At 66.7% G+C, this 17,787-nt stretch carries 16 protein-coding genes; 8 read left to right on the top strand and 8 right to left on the bottom strand.

What is annotated here, in order from left to right; genetic code table 11:
* The first annotated feature begins 82 nt into the window (after positions 1–82).
* A complete protein-coding gene (locus tag DYI42_RS07605) occupies positions 83–937 on the top strand; it encodes a universal stress protein (RefSeq protein WP_213545333.1) in 855 nt (284 codons plus the stop codon).
* A gap of 142 nt (positions 938–1,079) precedes the next feature.
* Here DYI42_RS07605 and fnrL read toward each other — a convergent pair whose 3' ends face one another.
* The gene (gene fnrL, locus DYI42_RS07600; protein ID WP_213545332.1) at positions 1,080–1,829 is read right to left on the bottom strand and encodes a transcriptional regulator FnrL; all 750 of its coding nucleotides are present in this window, start codon (positions 1,827–1,829) and stop codon (positions 1,080–1,082) included.
* Between the two features lie 59 nt (positions 1,830–1,888).
* On the opposite strand from fnrL, the gene hemN reads away from it, so the two are divergent.
* From hemN to DYI42_RS07585, 3 genes are all read left to right on the top strand, one after another.
* Entirely contained in the window at positions 1,889–3,241 is a 1,353-nt protein-coding gene (gene hemN / locus DYI42_RS07595) for an oxygen-independent coproporphyrinogen III oxidase (RefSeq protein ID WP_213545331.1), read from the top strand.
* Between the two features lie 167 nt (positions 3,242–3,408).
* The gene (locus DYI42_RS07590; RefSeq protein ID WP_213545330.1) at positions 3,409–3,876 is read left to right on the top strand and encodes an EF-hand domain-containing protein; all 468 of its coding nucleotides are present in this window, start codon (positions 3,409–3,411) and stop codon (positions 3,874–3,876) included.
* Positions 3,877–3,994: 118 nt separating this feature from the next.
* Complete coding sequence (locus DYI42_RS07585) at positions 3,995–4,603, top strand: TIGR02466 family protein (RefSeq protein WP_213545329.1); 609 nt, start codon at positions 3,995–3,997, stop codon at positions 4,601–4,603.
* A 54-nt stretch (positions 4,604–4,657) separates the two neighbouring features.
* Here DYI42_RS07585 and DYI42_RS07580 read toward each other — a convergent pair whose 3' ends face one another.
* The 6 genes from DYI42_RS07580 to DYI42_RS07555 all read right to left on the bottom strand — a co-directional run bounded on the left by DYI42_RS07580 (position 4,658) and on the right by DYI42_RS07555 (position 12,086).
* On the bottom strand, positions 4,658–5,356 hold the full coding sequence (locus DYI42_RS07580) for an alpha/beta fold hydrolase (RefSeq protein WP_213545328.1): 699 nt from the start codon (positions 5,354–5,356) through the stop codon (positions 4,658–4,660).
* Positions 5,353–6,957 (bottom strand): ABC transporter ATP-binding protein, encoded by a 1,605-nt coding sequence (locus DYI42_RS07575; protein WP_213545327.1) that lies wholly within the window; start codon positions 6,955–6,957, stop codon positions 5,353–5,355. The genes DYI42_RS07580 and DYI42_RS07575 overlap by 4 nt, the downstream gene beginning before the upstream one ends.
* Positions 6,954–8,063, bottom strand: coding sequence for an ABC transporter permease (locus DYI42_RS07570; RefSeq protein WP_213545377.1), 1,110 nt, complete (start codon positions 8,061–8,063; stop codon positions 6,954–6,956). Before DYI42_RS07570 ends, DYI42_RS07575 begins: the two co-directional genes overlap by 4 nt.
* A gap of 8 nt (positions 8,064–8,071) precedes the next feature.
* Positions 8,072–9,253, bottom strand: a complete 1,182-nt coding sequence (locus DYI42_RS07565) for a microcin C ABC transporter permease YejB (protein WP_213545326.1) — start codon at positions 9,251–9,253, stop codon at positions 8,072–8,074.
* Between the two features lie 43 nt (positions 9,254–9,296).
* Positions 9,297–11,237: an extracellular solute-binding protein gene (locus DYI42_RS07560; RefSeq protein ID WP_440870633.1), complete on the bottom strand. Its 1,941-nt coding sequence runs from the start codon at positions 11,235–11,237 to the stop codon at positions 9,297–9,299.
* Positions 11,238–11,564: 327 nt separating this feature from the next.
* Positions 11,565–12,086: a c-type cytochrome gene (locus DYI42_RS07555; protein ID WP_213545325.1), complete on the bottom strand. Its 522-nt coding sequence runs from the start codon at positions 12,084–12,086 to the stop codon at positions 11,565–11,567.
* Positions 12,087–12,217: 131 nt separating this feature from the next.
* On the opposite strand from DYI42_RS07555, the gene DYI42_RS07550 reads away from it, so the two are divergent.
* Positions 12,218–13,048, top strand: coding sequence for a prephenate dehydratase (locus tag DYI42_RS07550; RefSeq protein WP_213545324.1), 831 nt, complete (start codon positions 12,218–12,220; stop codon positions 13,046–13,048).
* A 206-nt stretch (positions 13,049–13,254) separates the two neighbouring features.
* On the opposite strand, the gene DYI42_RS07545 is transcribed toward DYI42_RS07550, so the two are convergent.
* Positions 13,255–13,695: a hypothetical protein gene (locus tag DYI42_RS07545; RefSeq protein ID WP_213545323.1), complete on the bottom strand. Its 441-nt coding sequence runs from the start codon at positions 13,693–13,695 to the stop codon at positions 13,255–13,257.
* A 306-nt stretch (positions 13,696–14,001) separates the two neighbouring features.
* Between DYI42_RS07545 and DYI42_RS07540 the strand changes: the two genes are divergently transcribed.
* The 3 genes from DYI42_RS07540 to DYI42_RS07530 are packed head-to-tail and all read left to right on the top strand — an operon-like array spanning position 14,002 to position 17,632.
* Complete coding sequence (locus DYI42_RS07540; RefSeq protein WP_213545322.1) at positions 14,002–14,916, top strand: DMT family transporter; 915 nt, start codon at positions 14,002–14,004, stop codon at positions 14,914–14,916.
* Positions 14,917–14,948: 32 nt separating this feature from the next.
* On the top strand, positions 14,949–15,488 hold the full coding sequence (locus DYI42_RS07535; protein ID WP_213545321.1) for an RNA polymerase sigma factor: 540 nt from the start codon (positions 14,949–14,951) through the stop codon (positions 15,486–15,488).
* Entirely contained in the window at positions 15,485–17,632 is a 2,148-nt protein-coding gene (locus DYI42_RS07530; protein ID WP_213545320.1) for a vWA domain-containing protein, read from the top strand. Before DYI42_RS07535 ends, DYI42_RS07530 begins: the two co-directional genes overlap by 4 nt.
* Positions 17,633–17,787: the final 155 nt, after the last annotated feature.

The following is a 17,787-nucleotide window of genomic DNA, read 5'->3' as shown; positions in this document are numbered from 1 at the left end:
TCAATTTCTTATGAACCGGAATACATCATCCTGAGCGGCGAAACGGCAGCCCGGCCTGCCCCTAATGCAGCGAGGAATGACCATGATGGAGCCCAAGACGATACTCGCCCCCCTGCTCGAGCCGCTCACGGCGGGCAGTGCCCATGCGCTGGCCCTGAATCACGCCGAGGCTCTGGCCGACACCTTTGATGCGCACCTCGAAGTCATCGGCATCGGCTGTGATCGCACGCAGATCGGTTACTACTACGCCGGTGCCACGGCGGTGGTGCAGCAGGAAACCTACAACGAGGCCCGCGAGACGGCGCAGGCGATCGAGGCCAGCGTGCGCGAGCACCTGAAGGCCTCCACCCTGCGCTGGTCGGTCGAAACGGCGGTGGGCCAGATGGCCAGCCTCGCCGGGCTGGTCACATCCCGCGCCCGCTTCGCCGATCTGGTCGTCATGCCCGCCCCCTATGGTGCGGGGCGGGGAACGGAATACGAGGTCACGCTGGAGGCGGCGCTGTTCGACAGCCATGCACCGGTGATGGTCATGCCCGAGGGGGCGGCTGCGCCCGTCCGCCCGCGCCGCGCCGTCCTGGCGTGGAACCAGAGCCCCGAGGCGCTGGCGGCCATCCGCAGGGCGCTGCCCCTTCTGGCCGGGTCCGAGCTGGTGAACATCGCCATCATCGATCCGCCCCGCCACGGCCCCGAACGCTCAGATCCCGGCGGTGCGCTGAGCCAGATGCTCACCCGCCACGGGTTGCGTTGCGAAATCTCGGTGCTGTCGCGCACCATGCCCAAAGTGTCCGATGTGCTGGCCCGCCACGCCGCCGATTTCGGCGCCGACATGCTGGTGATGGGCGCCTACGGCCACTCCCGCTTCCGCGAAGCCATCCTCGGCGGGGCAACCCGTGATGTGCTGGAGCAGCCCCCGGTGCCGGTGTTCATGGCGCGCTGAAATCGAACGCACCGCCGCACCGGAGCAAAACCGTCATCCTCGGCCTTGAGCCGGGCATCTCTTTCCACCGGGTCTGCCAGTCGGCCAGGAGATCCTCGGGGCAGGCCCGAGGATGACATCGCGAAGAAGCCCGCCGCCCGGCCTAGATCAGGGCGCCACCATCCGAGTCGTCGCCGGTCTCTGCCAGCAGGGCATCGTAGCTCGGCACACGCACCCGGCGCTTGCCCTCCAGCGCGATGATCCCGTCCTTCTTCAGCGCCGAAACCTGGCGGCTCACCGTTTCCAGCGTCAGCCCGAGGTAATCGGCCATCGCCTCCCGGGTCAGCGGCAGGTCAAACGCAATCTCGTCGCCCACCGGCCCCCCAAGGCCCAGCGAAGCATCGCGTCGGCCCAGGATGGCCAGAAGGCTGGCAATCTTCTCCCGCGCCGTCTTGCGGCCCAGAATCAGCATCCACTCCCGCGCCGCATCCAGCTCGTCCAGCGTCATCTGCAACAGGCGCTGGGCAATGTGCGGCGTGGTCTCCATCATCTGCTCGAAAGGCTTGCGCCGGAAGCAGCACATCGTGAGATCGGTCACCGCCGTCACGTCATAGGCCGCCGCGCCCCGCCCCGGACGCCCGACAAAATCGCTCGGCAGCAGCAGGCCCACCATCTGCGTCCGCCCGTCTTCCATCGTCTGGCTCAGCGTGGCCACGCCGCTGACGATCGAGCCGAGAAAATCCATCTGGTCGCCCGACCAGATCACCGTCTGCCCGGGCTCGAAGCTGCGGTAATACTTGATCTCTTCCAGCCGCGAGAGCTCATCGTCGTCGCAACGCGCGCAGACCGCGCGGTGGCGGATCGGGCAGGAGCCGCAGTCATGTGACGTGAACTGGATGTCGAGGACGGCCATCTTTTACCTGTTGATCTGGGTCAAGGCACCCCCGTGCCCATGCCGCGTAATCTAGGCCAATGGAAACCACTGCACAACTTGCCCGCCACGGCCTCTTTGACGCACGTGTGCCCCGCTACACCAGCTACCCCACCGCACCGCACTTCGCGGGCGGCGTCGATGTGGGGCGTTTTGCCCAATGGCTGCGCGCGATCCCCGAAAACGGAAAGATCTCGCTCTACATCCACGTGCCCTTCTGCCGTAGGCTCTGCTGGTTCTGCGCCTGCCGCACCCAGGGCACCTCCTCGGGCGAGCCGGTGCGCGCCTACCTCGACGTGCTGAAAGCCGAAATCGCGCTGCTGGCCCAAAATCTCGCCCCCGGTGTCCGCCTGTCGCGGATGCACTGGGGCGGCGGCACGCCCACGCTGATGGAAGCCCCGATGATGGAAGAGCTGGCGGCGGCGGTCGAGGCCGTGGTGCCCATGGCCCCCGGCGCCGAGTTCTCCGTCGAGATCGACCCGAACGAGATTGACGAGGCCCGGCTCGATGCGCTCGCGGCGGCCGGCATGACCCGCGCCTCCATCGGCGTGCAGGATTTCGACCCCGAGATCCAGAAGGTGATCGGCCGCGACCAGAGCTACGAGCTGACAGCCTGGGCCGTCGAGATGATCCGCGCGCGCGGCATTGAAAGCCTGAACGCCGATATCCTCTTCGGCTTGCCGCATCAGACCGACGCGCGCATGGCCTCCTCGGTGCAAAAACTCATGTCGCTCTCGCCCGACCGGGTGGCGCTTTACGGATATGCCCACGTGCCCTGGATGGCCAAGCGCCAGTCGCTCCTGCCGACCGATGCGCTGCCCACCCCCGAGCAACGCCTCGCCCTGTTCGAAACTGCCCGCCGCCTGTTCCGCTGGGACGGCTACGACGAAATCGGGATCGATCATTTCGCCCGCCCCGGCGATGGCCTCGCCCGTGCGCTGGCCGAGGGCCGCCTTCGACGCAATTTCCAGGGCTACACCGACGATACCGCCACCGCGCTCGTCGGCCTCGGCGCCTCCTCGATCTCGCGCTTCCCGCAGGGCTACGCGCAAAACGCCTCTGCAACCTCCGCCTATATCCGCGACGTGCGCGAGGGCCGCTTCGCCACCGCGCGCGGCCACAGCTTCTCGAAGGAAGATCTCTGGCGCGGGCGGATGATCGAGCAGCTGATGTGCGAATTCCGCTGCGACGTCGATCAGATCGTGGCCACCGGCGCCCGCCCCGACTGGGTGCGCTCCGTGCTCTCCGGCCTCGCCGCCCGGTTCGACGGCGTGGTGAGCCTCACCCCGACCGGCCTCGCAATTCCGCCCGCCGCGCGCCCGCTCACCCGGGTCATCGCCCGCGCGATCGACGCCTACGATCTCTCCCGCGCCGGGCACAGCTCGGCCATCTGACATCGCGCACCGCGCAGCGGGAGCCGCGCGGCCAAACCCCTGAAAGTAAGGTCTTCTGGCGCCTCTTAGGCCTCAGGTTTATCCACCTTGGCCCCCGGTTTATTGTGGCTGCGGTGCAGGCAGGGGCAGGGTCCGGTCATCGAAACCCGGCACTAGGAGCCCTGACCATGACCCCCCAGAAATCACTCATCCGCCTTCTGCTCACCACGTCCCTCACCGCCGCCTTCGCGCTGCCCGCCGCCGCCTCCGGCAAGAGCTTCAGTGACATCGACACCAATGGCGACGGCGTGCTCTCCGAGGCAGAGCTGGCCGTCGCCTTTGGCGACGAGGGTGCCGCCCGCGTCATCGAGCACTCCGATTCCAACGGCGACGGGGCCGTGAGCCGTGACGAGGCCCGCCGCGCCAGCGACGATGACGAGTCCGACGACGAGGACGATGACGACGAGGATGACGACGACGAGCGCGACGGTGATGACGAAAGCGACGAGTCCGACGACGACGAGGATGACAGCGACGAATCCGATGACGACGACGAGGAAGACGACGACGAGGATGATGACAGCGACGAAGACGACGACTCTGAAGACGACGATTCCGACGAGGGCGACGACGACGGAGAAGATGACGAAGACTGATCGCTCGTCTATCACATACGGGGCCTTCCCCTGAGGCCCCGTCGCGCCCGCCCGGTCACCCCGGCGGGCGCAACTTCACCGGCCCCGCGCCAAGGCCAACCCTCGAAAGGCCCCGCCAATGCTCAAGCCCAGTCGCAGCGAAAAGTTGTTTTCCACCCCGCTCCTGCGCTTCAACGTGCCCGACGCCGCCCTGCTGAATGCGGCGCTGCTCACCGAGGCCGAGGCCCTGCGCAAAGCCGATGCGGGGGCCAACAAGTCCAACCGTGGCGGCTGGCACTCCTCCGGCAACATCTTCGACCAGGAGGCGCCCTGCTTTGCCGAAGTCGCGGACCTCGCCCGCGAGTCCGTGCTGGAGGCGAGCCGCACGATCGGGGCCAAGGCCGATGTCGCGGCACTGAAATTCAAGCTCTTCGGCTGGATGAACGTGAACCCGCCCGGCGGCTTCAACGCGCCCCACACCCACCCCGGCGCCCATTGGTCGGGGGTGTATTACGTGTCTCAGCCCGAGGTCGAGGCGGGCAACTCCGGGATGATCGAGTTTCTCGATCCCCGCTCGGACCTGCCCAACTGGCGCATCCTCAAGGCCCCGCCCTTCCGGCTGAAAAAGAAGATCCGCCCCGAGGCCGGGCAGATCGTCCTCTTCCCGTCCTACCTCACTCATTGGGTCTACCCCAACGACACGAAAGACGAGCGCGTCACTCTCGCCTTCAACGCAACCTTCTCCTAGCGCGGGGCCCGTCCTGCCAGTGCGGCCTCGCCGTATCCCGGGGCCCCGTCTGGCTCACCACGCCTGCATCGCCTCCAGACAGGCCACCACGGCCTGCGCCACCTCTTCCGGGTGCACCTGCGCCAGAAAATGCGGGCCCTCCAGCCGCGCCACGTGGCAGGCGCCACGGCACAGCTCGTTCGCGCGGCCCGGCGGCACCAGCCTGTCGTTGCGGGCGGAAATGCAGGCATGGGGCACATGCAGGGCGGCGAGATCATCGCGCAGATCGGTGTCGAGCACCTGCCGCAGCCGCCCGGCGATGGTGGCGGGCGGCACCTCTTCCAGCGCGGCCCGAAACGCCTCCGTCACCGCCGCGCCCACCCCGATGCCAGTGGTGAAGGGCCGCAACAGCGCCTGCATCACCGGCGCATTCAGCGGCATGGTCTTCAGCACGTCGGCGGCCACGCCGGGCACCGGCATCGGCGCGCGGATGAAACTGGCAAGGAAGATCACGCCCTTCAGCCCCCCGGGCCGGGCCTTGGCCACCTCAACCGCCAGCGGGCCGGAAAAGCTTTCGGCCAGCAGCACATGCGGCCCCTCGGGCAGCCGCGCCAGCACCCATGGGGCCAGCGCGTCATAGCCGGTCATCTCCGGCGGGTAGCGCAGCACCTCGACCGGGCAACGCTTGCCCATCGCCTCGGCGAAGTCCTTCAGCAGCAGCCCGGTGCCATCCAGCCCGGGCATCACCACCAGCCGCACTGCGGCTGCGGTCACGCCTCGACCGTGCCCGGCAGGTCGAAGGCGGCGTTCATCAGTGTCCGGGTGTAATCCGTCTTCGGCGCGTCAAACACCTCTTCCGCCGGACCCGCCTCCACAACGTCGCCCTGCTTCATCACCATCACCTTGTGGCTGAGGGCGCGCACCACCCGCAGGTCGTGACTGATGAAGAGGTAGGCCAGCCCGTATTTCTTTTGCAGATCGCGCAGCAGGTCCACGATCTGCACCTGCACCGTCATGTCGAGCGCGCTGGTGGGCTCGTCGAGCACCATCAGCCTTGGCCGCAGGATCATGGCGCGCGCAATGGCGATCCTCTGGCGCTGGCCGCCTGAAAACTCATGCGGGTAACGGTCCATCACCGCCGGGTCGAGGCCCACCTCGGTGAGCATCTGCGCCACCAGCGCGCGCGGGTCCTGGCCCTTTTCCACCCCGTGCACGCCGAGCCCCTCGGCCACGATCTGCGCCACCGTGAGGCGCGGGCTGAGGCTGCCGAACGGGTCCTGGAACACGATCTGCATATGCCGACGCAGCTCGCGCATGGCCTTCGTCTTCCAGCCCTGAATGTCCTCGCCCCGATACCAGATCGGCCCCTCGGAGTTGATCAGCCGCATGATCGCCAGCGCCAGCGTCGTCTTGCCCGAGCCACTCTCGCCAACGATCCCCATGGTCTCGCCCGCGCGCACAGAGAGGCTTGCGGCGTTCACCGCCTTCACATGGCCCACGGTGCGCTTCAGCAGCCCGCGCTGGATCGGAAACCAGATACGCAAATCCTCGGTGCGCACGATCTCCTCGGCATCGGCGGGCACCTCCGGCGGGGTGCCCCGCGGCGCGGCGCCCAGCAGCTTGCGGGTGTACTCATGCTTCGGCGCGCCGAAAATTTCCGCCGTCGGCCCGGTCTCGACGATCTCGCCGTCCTTCATCACGCAGACCCGGTCGGCAATGGCGCGCACGATCCCGAGGTCATGGGTGATGAAGAGCAGGCTCATCTTGCGCTTCTCTTTCAGCTCCGCCAGCAGGTCGAGGATCTGCGCCTGAATGGTCACGTCGAGCGCCGTCGTCGGCTCGTCTGCGATCAGCAGGTCGGGATTGTTGGCCAGCGCCATGGCAATCATCACCCGTTGCCGCTGCCCGCCCGAAAGCTGGTGCGGATGGGCCCCAAGCCGCGTCTCCGGATCGCGGATGCCCACATCCTCCAGCAGCTCGATGATCCGCCCGCGCGCCTCGCTGCGCTTGATCCCCTGGTGCAGCTCAAGGCTTTCCGCTAGCTGCTTTTCCAGCGTGTGCAGCGGGTTGAGCGAGGTCATGGGCTCCTGGAAGATGAAGGAAATGTCGTTGCCGCGCACCTCCATCAGCTTCTGCTCGTCCGCGCCCACCATCTCGGCGCCCTGGTAGCGCACCGAGCCTTCCACCCGCGCGCTCTCGCCAAGGAGGCTCACGGTGGAAAGTGCGGTCACGGATTTGCCCGAGCCGCTCTCCCCCACCAGCGCCACCGTCTCGCCCCGGCCCACGGTGAAGGAAACGCCCTTCACCGCATGGGTCGTCTCACCATCCTGGTTGAACGACACCTTCAGCCCGTTGACCTCAAGCACCGCGCTCACGAGAACACCTTCCGCGGGTCGAAGGCATCGCGCACGCCCTCGAAGACGAAGACCAGAAGTGAAAGCATGATGGCGAAGGTGAAGAAGGCGGTGAAGGCGAGCCACGGCGCCTGTAGGTTCTGCTTGGCCTGCAATGTCAGCTCCCCCAGCGACGGCGCCGAAGAGGGCAGGCCGTAGCCCAGAAAATCCAGCGTGGCGAGGCCGCCGATGGTGCCGGTGATGATGAAGGGCATCAGCGTCAGCGTGGCCACCATCGCGTTGGGCAGGATATGGCGGAACATGATCTTGCCGTCGCTCACCCCCAACGCCTTGGCCGCGCGCACATATTCGAAGTTGCGGGCCCGAAGAAACTCGGCGCGCACCACCCCGGTGAGGGCGGGCCAGCCGAAGAGCACGGTCAGGAACACCAGCAACCAGAAACTTCGCCCGAAAATGGCGAACATGATGATGATCACGTAAAGCCCCGGTATCCCGCCCCAGATCTCCAGCATCCGCTGGAAGAACAGGTCCACCCAGCCGCCGAAGTAGCCCATGGCCGCGCCTGCGGCGATGCCGATGATGCTGGCGACGGCTGTAACGATGAGGGTGAACAGCACCGAAAGCCGGAAGCCGTAGATCACCCGCGCCAGCACGTCGCGGCTGCCGTCATCGGTGCCAAGCCAGTGGTTGCGGTCAGGGGCCGAGGGGGCGGCGCCTTCAATATCGTCGTTCGGCGTGTTGAACGAATAGGGGATCGGCGGCCAAAGCGCCCAGCCCTTCTCGATCTGCTCGCCATCCACCACCCCGTCGGCGGCATCCTCGTAAACCGCCTCCGGATCGTCGAAACAGGCGTCCAGCCCGCCCGAGCGAATGAGGCAGCGCACCTCGATGTCGCGGTATTTCGCCTCTGTCCTGAAGTCCCCGCCGAAGTCCTGTTCCGAGTAGAAGGACTTGATCGGCATGAAGTATTCGCCGCGATACTGCACAAGGATCGGCTTGTCGTTGGCGATGAACTCGGCCATCAAGCTCAACCCGAAAAGCAGGCTGAACAGGATCAGCGACCAGTAGGCGCGGCGGTTCTTCTTGAAGTTCCGCCACCGGCGCTTGCCGAGCGGCCCCAGCTTGATCAATGCCATCAGCCCGCCCTCCGCTCGAAGTCGATCCGCGGATCGACAAACACGTACATGAGGTCACTCAGGATGTTCACCAGAAGGCCGATGAGGCCGAAGACGAAGAGCGTGCCGAAGACCACGGGGTAATCCCTGTCCACCACCGCCTCGAAGCCAAGCCGCCCCAGCCCGTCGAGCGAGAACAGCCACTCGATCACGAGCGACGAGCCGAAGAACACGCCGAGGAAGGCGCCGGGAAAGCCCGCGATCACAATCAGCATCGCGTTGCGGAAGACATGGCCATAAAGCACCTTCTTCTCGCTCAGCCCCTTGGCCCGCGCGGTGATCACGTATTGCTTCTTGATCTCGTCAAGGAAGCTGTTCTTCGTCAGCAGCGTGAGCGAGGCAAACCCGGCGATGGAGCTGGCCAGGACCGGCAGGAAGATGTGCCACAGGTAGTCGAGGATCTTGCCCCAGAGGGTAAGCTGCTCCCAGATCGCGTTGGGCGAGGTGAGGCCGCGCAGCGGGAAGATCTTCCAGTAGGAGCCCCCCGCGAAGAGCACCAGCAGCAGGATGGCGAAGATGAAGCCCGGGATGGCATAGGCCGCGACGATGATACCGGATGACCAGGTGTCAAACCGCGAGCCGTCGCGCACCGCCTTGCGGATGCCCAGCGGGATCGAGATGAGATAGGCGATCAGGGTGGACCAGAGCCCCAGCGTGATCGAAACCGGCATCTTCTCGATCACCAGGCTCACCACCGACTTCGACTTGAAGTAGCTCTCGCCGAAATCGAAGGTGATGTATTGCCCCATCATGATGAAGAAGCGCTCGGCAATGCCGATTTCTTCCTTGGTGCAGGCCTCTGCGTCGAGGTCGCGGTGGGTGATCTCCACGCCATCGCGGGGCGTATAGCCCTCTTCGCAGACCACGCGGGCAAAGCCCATCTGCACTTCAAGCTGCGCGAGGAACTCGGGCGAAAGCCCCCGCGCGCCCTGATAGCGCTCGTCGACGCTTTCGCTCTGCTGCTGGCCCGCGTCGGCCCCGCCGGTCACGTTCTCGCTTGCGTTGTCCCCCTGCTCGATCCGGGCGATGACGGACTCGATCGGGCCGCCGGGGACAAACTGGGTGAGCACGAAGTTGACCAGCATTATCCCGAACAACGTCGGGATAATGAGCAACAGTCGCCTGAGGATATATGCGCTCATCTAGAGCCTTTTCGCCTGCATTCTTCTTCTTGTCGCGCCCCGCTCAGAACGCGCCGGCCGCTTTCAGCTTCTCGGCCTTCTCGGCGTTATACCACCAGAAATCCATGTTGCCGAGGGCATAGGGCGGCAGCTCATCGGGGTGCTCGTAGATATCGTAATAGGCCACCGTATAGGCCGACTTGTTCCACTGGCCGATCCGGAACTTGAGCGACCGCAGCACCCGGTCCAGCGCCGAAATGGCAATCCGCAGCTCTTCCTCGTTCTGCGCCGCCTTCACATGCTCGATCAGCGCATCCACCGCCGGGTTCTTCAGCCCCATCTTGTTGAAGGTCGAGGTATCGGCGGTCTCGCTGCCGAAATACTGCTTCATCGAGTCGCCGGGGATGTAGCCGGTGGGCAGGAAGGCGGTGACGATGTCGAAATCGTAGTTCGGCGGGCGCTCGCGCTCGGTGGCGCTGGCGTTGTCCACCCGCTGGTGCTGGGCGTCGATGCCCGCAGAGCGCAGATTTTCGACAAAGGGGTTGATGACCCGGTCAAAGGTCTGGCTGTCGTTCAAAAACTCGATCCGCAGCGTCTTCCCGTCCTTCACCCGCAGGCCCCGGTTGTTGAACTCGTCCCACCCGGCCTCGTCCAGCAGCTTGTTGGCCTTGCGCAGGTTGCGCCGGTCGGTCGCGCTGCCAGCATCCGAGCGCGGTTGCATGTAGGGCTCTTCGGTGAAGACCTCTTCGGGGATGTCGGCGCGCAGCGGCTCCAGCAGCTCCAGCTCGGCCTCGCTCGGCAGGCCCGTGGCCGCAAGATCGGTGTTCTGCCAGAAGCTGTCGACCCGGTCATAAAGCCCGTAAAACAGCTTCTCGTTCGACCATTCGAAGTTGAACATCAGGCCAATCGCCTCCCGCACGCGCGGGTCTTTCAACTGCTCGTGGCGGGTGTTGAAAACAAAACTCTGGCCGTTCGAGATCACGTTGTGAGCCAGCTCGCGCTTGACCACCCAGCCGTTTTCGACGGCCGGAAAGTTGTAGGCCGTCGCCCAATCCTTCGAGCTGGCCTCGTTGCGGAACATGTAGGCCCCGCCTTTCAGCCCCTCCAGCGCCACCGCGTAATCGGCGAAGTACTCCACCCGCAGCGCATCGAAGTTGTTGCGCCCGATGTTGATGGGCAGGTCTTCGCCCCAGTAATCCGGGTTGCGGGTGACAACCACGGTCTTGCCCAGTTCCGAGCGATCGAGGTCCACCACATAGGGGCCCGAGCCGATCCAGGGGGTGTTCTGCGGCGCCTCGAGGTCCATGTTGCCGCTCTCGTATTGCGCCTTCGAGAGGACCGGCAGGCCACCCACCTTCTGGATCGCATCGCGCTTCTCGGTCTCTTCCTCGAAGTCGAAGCGGATGCGCCGCGCATCCAGCACCTCGGCGCTTTCCACCGTATCGGCCAGCACCTTGCGGAAACTCGGCAGGCCCTTCTCGCGGAACACCTCGTAGGTGAACATCACGTCCTCGGTGGTCAGCGGGGTGCCGTCGGAAAACGCGATGCCCTCGCGCAGGGTGAAAATCACCCAAGAGCGGTCCTCGGGGAATTCCAGGCTTTCCGCCAGAAGCCCGTATTCCGCGCCGATCTCGTCGGCGGTCGTGGTCAGCAGGCTCTCCAGCGGCGCGCTCGAAAGGGCGCCGGCGCGGCCGTTGATGGTGTAGGGGTTCCAGTTGTCGAAGCCGCCAAACGCCCATTCCGACATTTCGCCCCCCTTGGGAGCCTCGGGGTTCACGTAGTCGAGATGCTCGAAGTCGGGCCCGTATTTCAGCTCGCCGCCCGGAAAGGTCGGGATGCCATGGCGCGTCACGGTCTCCTGCGCCAGCGCGGGCAGGGCCGCCAGCACCAGCGCCAGCGCCAGCCCCGCGCCCCAGGCCAGCAGGTCTCGCCGGCGAGCCCTGACGGCAGTGGCGGCAAGCGGGGCGGCGGTGGCGGAACGGGGCGGCAACGGTCTCTGGCGCAAGTCGTGGCTCCTCTCATGCAGGGCAGGGCGGCCGCCCGCGCTGGGCAGCTCACCAAAACATCGTTAATTTTAGCTAAATGCCCACGGTCCCGGCTTGCAAGTTGAAACCTCGTGAGCAGGGCGCGAGCGGCCCCGTTCGACGCAAAACGCCTTGCGCCCGCGCTGCCCCGTTTGGTCAAAGTGCGATCCTTTTCGCACCATCAAAGGCCAGCGCGCCGGCGTCGGGTCTGCCAATGGGGGCAGCGCTCCGTTCCAGCCAAGCCTTCTGCAACGAAAAGGGCCGCCCCGGTTGCCCGGCGGCGGCCCCTGATGATTATGGTGCGGCGCTTATTGCTGCGCCTGCAGATAGGCAATCACGTCAGCCCGGTCCTCGATCTTGCGCAGGCCGGCGAAGCTCATCTTGGTGCCGCTGATGAAGCCCTTCGGGTTCTCCAGGAAGGCGCTCAGCGCTTCCGGGGTCCACTCGCCGCCGTGGCTCGCCATGCCGTCGGAATAGGCAAATCCGTCGACGCCGCCGATGGCGCGGTTCACCACGCCGTTCAGATGCGGGCCGGTGCCGTCGGTGCCGTCCAGCTTGTGGCAGGCCTTGCACTTGCCAAACACGCGCTCGCCCGATGCAGCGTCGGCGCTGGCAAAAACCTCTTCGAAGGAGGGGCCGGTGTCTTCCTCGGCCTCGCCGCCGTCACCGCTCTCGGCAACCTCGATGGCATAGCCCATCGCGTTCTCTTCGCCATGGCCTCCGGCATCCATCGCATAAAGCGATTCCCCGGCCCAATTGATGAGCAGGTAGATCAGCAGCGCGCCGCAAAGCCAGCCAAATGCCTTGACCATCGTCATTGTGTCGAACATGTCGCATCCTGTCCGTGGTGTGGGTCTCGGCGCCTTCTACGCGCTTCCCACCCCGCGCTGCAAGACGTATCAGGCGCGACCAAACGCCCGAGGGCGCAAAAATTGTGTGAAGTGTCAGGGGAGAGGCGGCAATGGCGGGCCGGATCGCATTTCAGGGAGAACTGGGGGCCTATTCGCACCAGGCCTGCGCCGAGGCGCGCCCGGATATGGAGGCCATCCCCTGCCGCAGCTTCGAAGATGTGATCGAGGCCGTGCGCAGCGGGGCCGCGGATCAGGCCATGCTGCCGGTGGAGAATTCCACCTATGGCCGGGTCGCCGACATTCACCGCCTGCTGCCCGAAAGCGGGCTGCACATCGTCGATGAGGCCTTCGTGCGGGTGCATATCTCGCTGATGGCCCTGCCGGGAGTGACACTGGAGGAGGTGAAGAAGGTGCGCGCCCACCTCGTGCTCCTGCCGCAATGCGCCAGCTTCCTCTCCGCCAACGGGATTGCCGGTGAGGCCGCCGCCGACAGCGCAGGCGCGGCAGCCGAGCTGCAAGCCTCCGGTGCGCGGGACGAGGGCGTGCTCGCCTCCGACCTCGCCGCCGAGATCTACGGGCTCAACATCCTCGCCCGCCACATCGAGGACCACGCCCACAACACCACCCGCTTCCTCATCATGGCCCCCGAGGCCCAGCGCGCGCGGCGCGCGGATGACATGATGACAACCTTCGTCTTCCGGGTGCGCAATATTCCGGCGGCGCTCTACAAGGCGATGGGCGGGTTTGCGACCAACGGGGTGAACATGACCAAGCTGGAAAGCTACATGGTCGGCGGCAGCTTCACGGCCACCCAGTTCTATTCCGACATCGAAGGCCACCCCGACGACGCCAACGTGCAGCTGGCGATGGATGAGCTGGATCACTTCACCGAAGAGGTGAAGATCCTCGGCGTCTACCCCGCAGACCCCAAACGCCACTGAGCCGCCCACCGGGGCAGCTCATCAAGGCCTCCGGCCATTCTTCGCAGCAGCTCCGGGCGAAGACGCCTCGAAGGGCGGATTAGCCCGCCCGTCCCCACGAAAACCGCCGGCCCGGCAGGGGAGCCGGGCCGACGCGCCCCGATCGGCTCGGGACCGGGCTCGGGCGGCCGGGGCGATGTCTCCCCCGGCGCGCCTTGCCCAACGTGTTACTGGAGCCAGATCAGCTCGATCCGCGAGCCGCCCCGGTCGGTCATGTCGTAGGTCTTGCCGCCCGAGTCGATCCATCCGCTGATGGTGTGCCGCGAGAAGTTCACCCGCTGGCCCGGCGCCGCCTGAACCTGCGTGCAGCGGGTGGAGTTGCGCTTGGCCGTCACCCAGCCGCCGCCGTTCACGCTGAAGCGCTTGTCCCAAGTGGCGCGGTTTTGCAGGCAGAGCTGCAGCAGCCCGCCGCGGCCCGAGCCATCCTTGGTGACATTCACGGTGACGGTGTCGCCGTTGTTCAGGTAGGCCGCATTCAGCGGTTTCTTCTGCGGGCCAGTAGGGCCGCCCGGGCCGTCCTCCACGAGGCCGGGGTCGATCTCGATGCAGCCCGAGAGGGCGGTGGCGACGAGAAGGGCGGGGAGGGCCATGATCTTGGTGAGTTTCATCTTTTCAGTTCCTTTCAGGTTTGGTGTTGGTCTTTGCCGACCGGATGAGAGGAAAATGACCTGTCGGGCGCGCCATTCGTATGGGGTCGATCCCCCAATCGAAGGTGGGGCCGGGCTGGCAGCAGCTCGGACCAGCCCCTCACACCGAGCCATGACTGTGGGCGCAGAGCCCCAGGCCGAGGCGTCGCTGGGGGGGCAGCCCCCCAGACCCCCCGGGATATTTACCGAGCAATGAGAAGCAGGGCAGGGGGTTGACCTCGCTCTGCACGCGGGCAAGTTGCGCTGACCCTTCCCGCGAGGCTTCCCATGTCCCTCTCCCCAAATGCCCAGGGCGCGCTCTGGATGACAGCCTCCATGGCGGGGTTCGCCGTGGAGGATACCTTCATCAAGTCGGCAGCGGGGGCGGTGCCGGTGGGGCAGGTGCTGGCGAGTTTCGGGGTGATCGGCACGCTGATATTCGCCATGCTCTGCCTGCGACGCGGCGAGCGGCTGGTGCACCCGGCGCTTTTCTCGCGGCCAATGGCGGCGCGCTGCAGCTTCGAGATGCTGGGTCGGGTGTTTTACACGCTTGCCATCGCGCTCACCCCGCTTTCCACCGCTTCGGCGATCCTTCAGGCCGCGCCGTTGGTGGTCGCACTCGGGGCGATGGTGGTGCTGCGCGAGCCGGTGAGCCCGGCGCGCTGGCTGGCCATCTTCGTAGGCTTCGCGGGGGTGCTGCTGGTGTTGCGCCCGGGGCTCGACGGGTTCGATACGCTGGCGATCCTCTCGGTGCTGGGCATGGTCGGCTTCGCGGGGCGCGACCTGGCCACCCGCGCCGCGCCGCCCGCGCTCTCGCACATGCAGCTCAGCCTCTACGGCTGCGCCATCCTGATCCCGGCGGGGCTGGTGATCCTCGCCTTCGAGGGCGCGCCCGTGATGCCCTCGGGCCCCGACGCCCTGCGCATCCTCGCCGCCGCGCTGGCGGGCTCGGCGGCCTATTTCGCCCTGACCAACGCCATGCGCACCGGCGACGTGGGCGTGGTGGCCCCGTTCCGCTACACCCGGCTGGTGGTGGCGATGGGGCTGGCGGCCCTCGTCTTCGGCGAACGCCCTGACAGCGCCACGCTCGTCGGGTCCGCTATCATCGTCGCCGCCGGCCTCATCGCGCTCGCCACCGGACGCCGCCGCAGGCCCGCCGTGAAACCGGCAGGAAAAATTTCCGGCGCCGCGCCCAAGGATTGACGCCCCGGGCCCGTCCAACCAACGTGATGCGCATGACGGTGTCAGACCACTCCCTCGCCCTCGCCGCCGCCGGCGGCGACCGGGAGGCCTTTGCCAGCCTGCTTTCCCGGCACTACGACAGGCTGTTTGCCTTCGCCTACCGCCTCACCGGCACGCGCCCCGAGGCCGAGGATCTGACGCAGGACATCTGCCTTGCCCTGCCCGCCAAGCTGGCCCGCTACGAGGGCCGCGCCGCCTTCACCACCTGGCTCTACCGGGTGGCGGTGAACGCCGCGCACGACCGTCGGCGCAGGGCGGCCACGCAGACCAGGGCCGCAGAGGGCTGGGGCGACTGGGAGCAGGCCCGCCAGGCCGAACTGGCCGAAACCGCAGAGGCGGTGGACTGGCTCACCGCCACCCTGCGCAGCCTGCCGCCAGAGCTGCGCGACACCTGCGCGCTGGTGCTGGGCGAAGAGATGACACAATCCCAGGCCGGCGAGGTGCTGGGCGTGAGCGAGGGCACAATCGCCTGGCGCATGTCGGAGGTAAAAAAGCGCCTCCGCGCCCGGGCCAGCGAGGAAGCGGCAGAATGACCGACGAGTTCGACAAGCTGAAAGCGGCGATGAAATCCGCCCCGCCCGCCCCCGACCCGGAGGCGAAGAAGGCGGCCATGGCTCTTGCCATGCAGGCCTTCGACGACCAGCGCGAAGAAAATGCAGCCACCCGCCAAGGATTGGAAAAGGGCGCACGTCTCACCCCTGAAGGCCCCCGAAAGGCGGGGCTGATGCAAGGAGTGAGAGATATGTTTTCGAAGCTGAGCACAAAGGCGGGCCTCGCCGCCACCACCGGGATCGTCGCCGCTGGCCTTGCTGCCGTCGTCATCATCCCGCAGATGCGCGAGCCGGGCACCCCCGGGGTCATCACTGTCAACGAAACGCCCGGCGGGGCGGATCGGGATGGCACCGAGGCGGCGGAGCGCGAGCAACTGGCCGACGCCGGTGAAACCCGCGCCGATGATGAAGCCGCCGCAACGGTCCCCGCGCCCGAAGTGGCACAGACCGAGGCCGCGCCGAAGGTGGCACAGACCGAGGCCGCGCCGAAGGTGGCGCAGGAAGAGGTGGCCGAGGCCGAGCCGGCAGCGGAAGCCCCGATGGAGGCTGACGCCATGGCCGATGCCGCGCCCGAGTCGGCCTCCGGCATTGCCCCCGCCCGCGCCCGCAAGGAGGCCACCGGTGCCCTCGGCCGCATCGCGGGGGGTACCCAATACATGCCTGTCGCGCCGCCTGCGTCCGATGGCTATGTCGCCCAGCCCGAGCCCGACACCGAGGCTTTCCCCGAGGCCGAGCAGAACCCGGTGAAAGTGGCCTCCGAAGAGCCCGTCTCGACCTTCTCGATCGACGTGGATACCGCGAGCTATTCCGTCGTCCGCTCCTCGCTGAACACGGGCCGGATGCCCCCGCGTGACGCCGTGCGGGTGGAGGAGATGGTCAACTACTTCCCCTATGCCTACGCCGCCCCCGAGGCGGATGACCCGGCGCCGTTCAAGCCCACCGTGGTGGTGTCCGAAACCCCGTGGAACCCTGACACCCAGCTTGTGACGGTGGCGATCCAAGGCGAGATGCCCGTGGTCGAAGATCGCCCGCCGCTCAACCTCGTCTTCCTCATCGACAGCTCAGGCTCGATGAACCAGGCCAACAAGCTGCCGCTGCTGAAACAAAGCCTGCGCCTGATGCTCCCCGAGCTGCGCCCCGAGGACCAGGTGGCCATTGTTGCCTATGCGGGTTCGTCCGGCCTGGTGCTGGAGCCCACCCCCGCAGGCGAACGCGCCAAGATCCTGAACGCGCTCGACAACATCGGCGCAGGCGGCTCCACCGCAGGCGCGGCGGGCCTCCAGCAGGCCTATGCCGTGGCCGAGGAGATGACCGGGGAGGGCGAAATCTCCCGCGTGCTGCTGGCGACGGACGGCGATTTCAACGTTGGTCTTTCCTCGCCCGACCAGATGAAAGAGTTCATCGAGGCCAAGCGCGAGAGCGGCACCTACCTCTCGGTGCTGGGCTTCGGGCGGGGCAATCTGAACGACGCGCTGATGCAGTCGCTGGCGCAAAACGGCAACGGCCAGGCCGCCTATATCGACACGCTGAACGAGGCCCGCAAGGTGCTGGTCGATCAGCTCACCGGCGCGCTCTTTCCGATTGCGTCGGACGTGAAGATCCAGGTGGAGTTCAACCCGGCGCAGGTCGCCGAATATCGCCTGATCGGCTATGAAACCCGCGCGCTGAAGCGTGAGGATTTCAACAACGATAAGGTCGACGCGGGCGAGATCGGCGCAGGCCATTCGGTGACGGCGATCTACGAGGTGACGCCGGTCGGCAGCCCCGCCGTGCTGAACGACCCGCTGCGCTACGGCTCCGCCGATGCCTCCGTCGCCCCGGCCCAGGCCGAGCAGGACAACCCCGAGCTGGCCTTCCTTCGGATGCGCTGGAAAGAGCCGGGCGAGAGCGAGAGTGAGCTGCTCGAGTTCCCGATCACCGAAGGCATGGGCGAGGCCAGTGAAGAAACCCGCTTCGCCGCCGCCATCGCCGGTTTTGCCCAACTGCTCCAGGGCTCCGCTTACCTTGGCGACTGGAGCTATGCCGACGCCATCGAACTGGCCAACGGCGCGAAGGGCGCTGACGAGTTCGGCTACCGCGCCGAGGCCGTCAACCTGATGCGGCTGGCCCAGAGCCTCTCGCAGTAACACCCCTGAGATCCCCTGCGCCGTCATCCCATGGGGCGCAGGGGCAAGGCGGAACCCCCGCCGAGCAGCGCCCGGACCTCCCCCTGGGTGAACGGCCCCGGCCCGTCTTCACGGACATCCTCGCCGGGGCCGTTTTGCGCGTTTGCGTGCCGCCC

The sequence above is a fragment of the Vannielia litorea genome, from assembly GCF_018424695.1.
Lineage (GTDB): Bacteria > Pseudomonadota > Alphaproteobacteria > Rhodobacterales > Rhodobacteraceae > Vannielia > Vannielia litorea_A.
The sequence above is the reverse complement of the archived record's forward strand: the minus strand, read 5'-3'. Positions and strand labels throughout refer to the sequence as shown.

Coding starts and splice junctions, on each gene's coding strand:
- DYI42_RS07590 (WP_213545330.1), top strand. CDS start 3,409: ATGACCCCCCAGAAATCACTCATCCGCCTTCTGCTCACCACGTCCCTC.
- DYI42_RS07545 (WP_213545323.1), bottom strand. CDS start 13,695: ATGAAACTCACCAAGATCATGGCCCTCCCCGCCCTTCTCGTCGCCACC.
- DYI42_RS07555 (WP_213545325.1), bottom strand. CDS start 12,086: ATGTTCGACACAATGACGATGGTCAAGGCATTTGGCTGGCTTTGCGGC.
- hemN (WP_213545331.1), top strand. CDS start 1,889: ATGGAAACCACTGCACAACTTGCCCGCCACGGCCTCTTTGACGCACGT.
- DYI42_RS07605 (WP_213545333.1), top strand. CDS start 83: ATGATGGAGCCCAAGACGATACTCGCCCCCCTGCTCGAGCCGCTCACG.
- DYI42_RS07535 (WP_213545321.1), top strand. CDS start 14,949: ATGACGGTGTCAGACCACTCCCTCGCCCTCGCCGCCGCCGGCGGCGAC.
- fnrL (WP_213545332.1), bottom strand. CDS start 1,829: ATGGCCGTCCTCGACATCCAGTTCACGTCACATGACTGCGGCTCCTGC.
- DYI42_RS07565 (WP_213545326.1), bottom strand. CDS start 9,253: ATGAGCGCATATATCCTCAGGCGACTGTTGCTCATTATCCCGACGTTG.
- DYI42_RS07585 (WP_213545329.1), top strand. CDS start 3,995: ATGCTCAAGCCCAGTCGCAGCGAAAAGTTGTTTTCCACCCCGCTCCTG.
- DYI42_RS07530 (WP_213545320.1), top strand. CDS start 15,485: ATGACCGACGAGTTCGACAAGCTGAAAGCGGCGATGAAATCCGCCCCG.
- DYI42_RS07540 (WP_213545322.1), top strand. CDS start 14,002: ATGTCCCTCTCCCCAAATGCCCAGGGCGCGCTCTGGATGACAGCCTCC.
- DYI42_RS07550 (WP_213545324.1), top strand. CDS start 12,218: ATGGCGGGCCGGATCGCATTTCAGGGAGAACTGGGGGCCTATTCGCAC.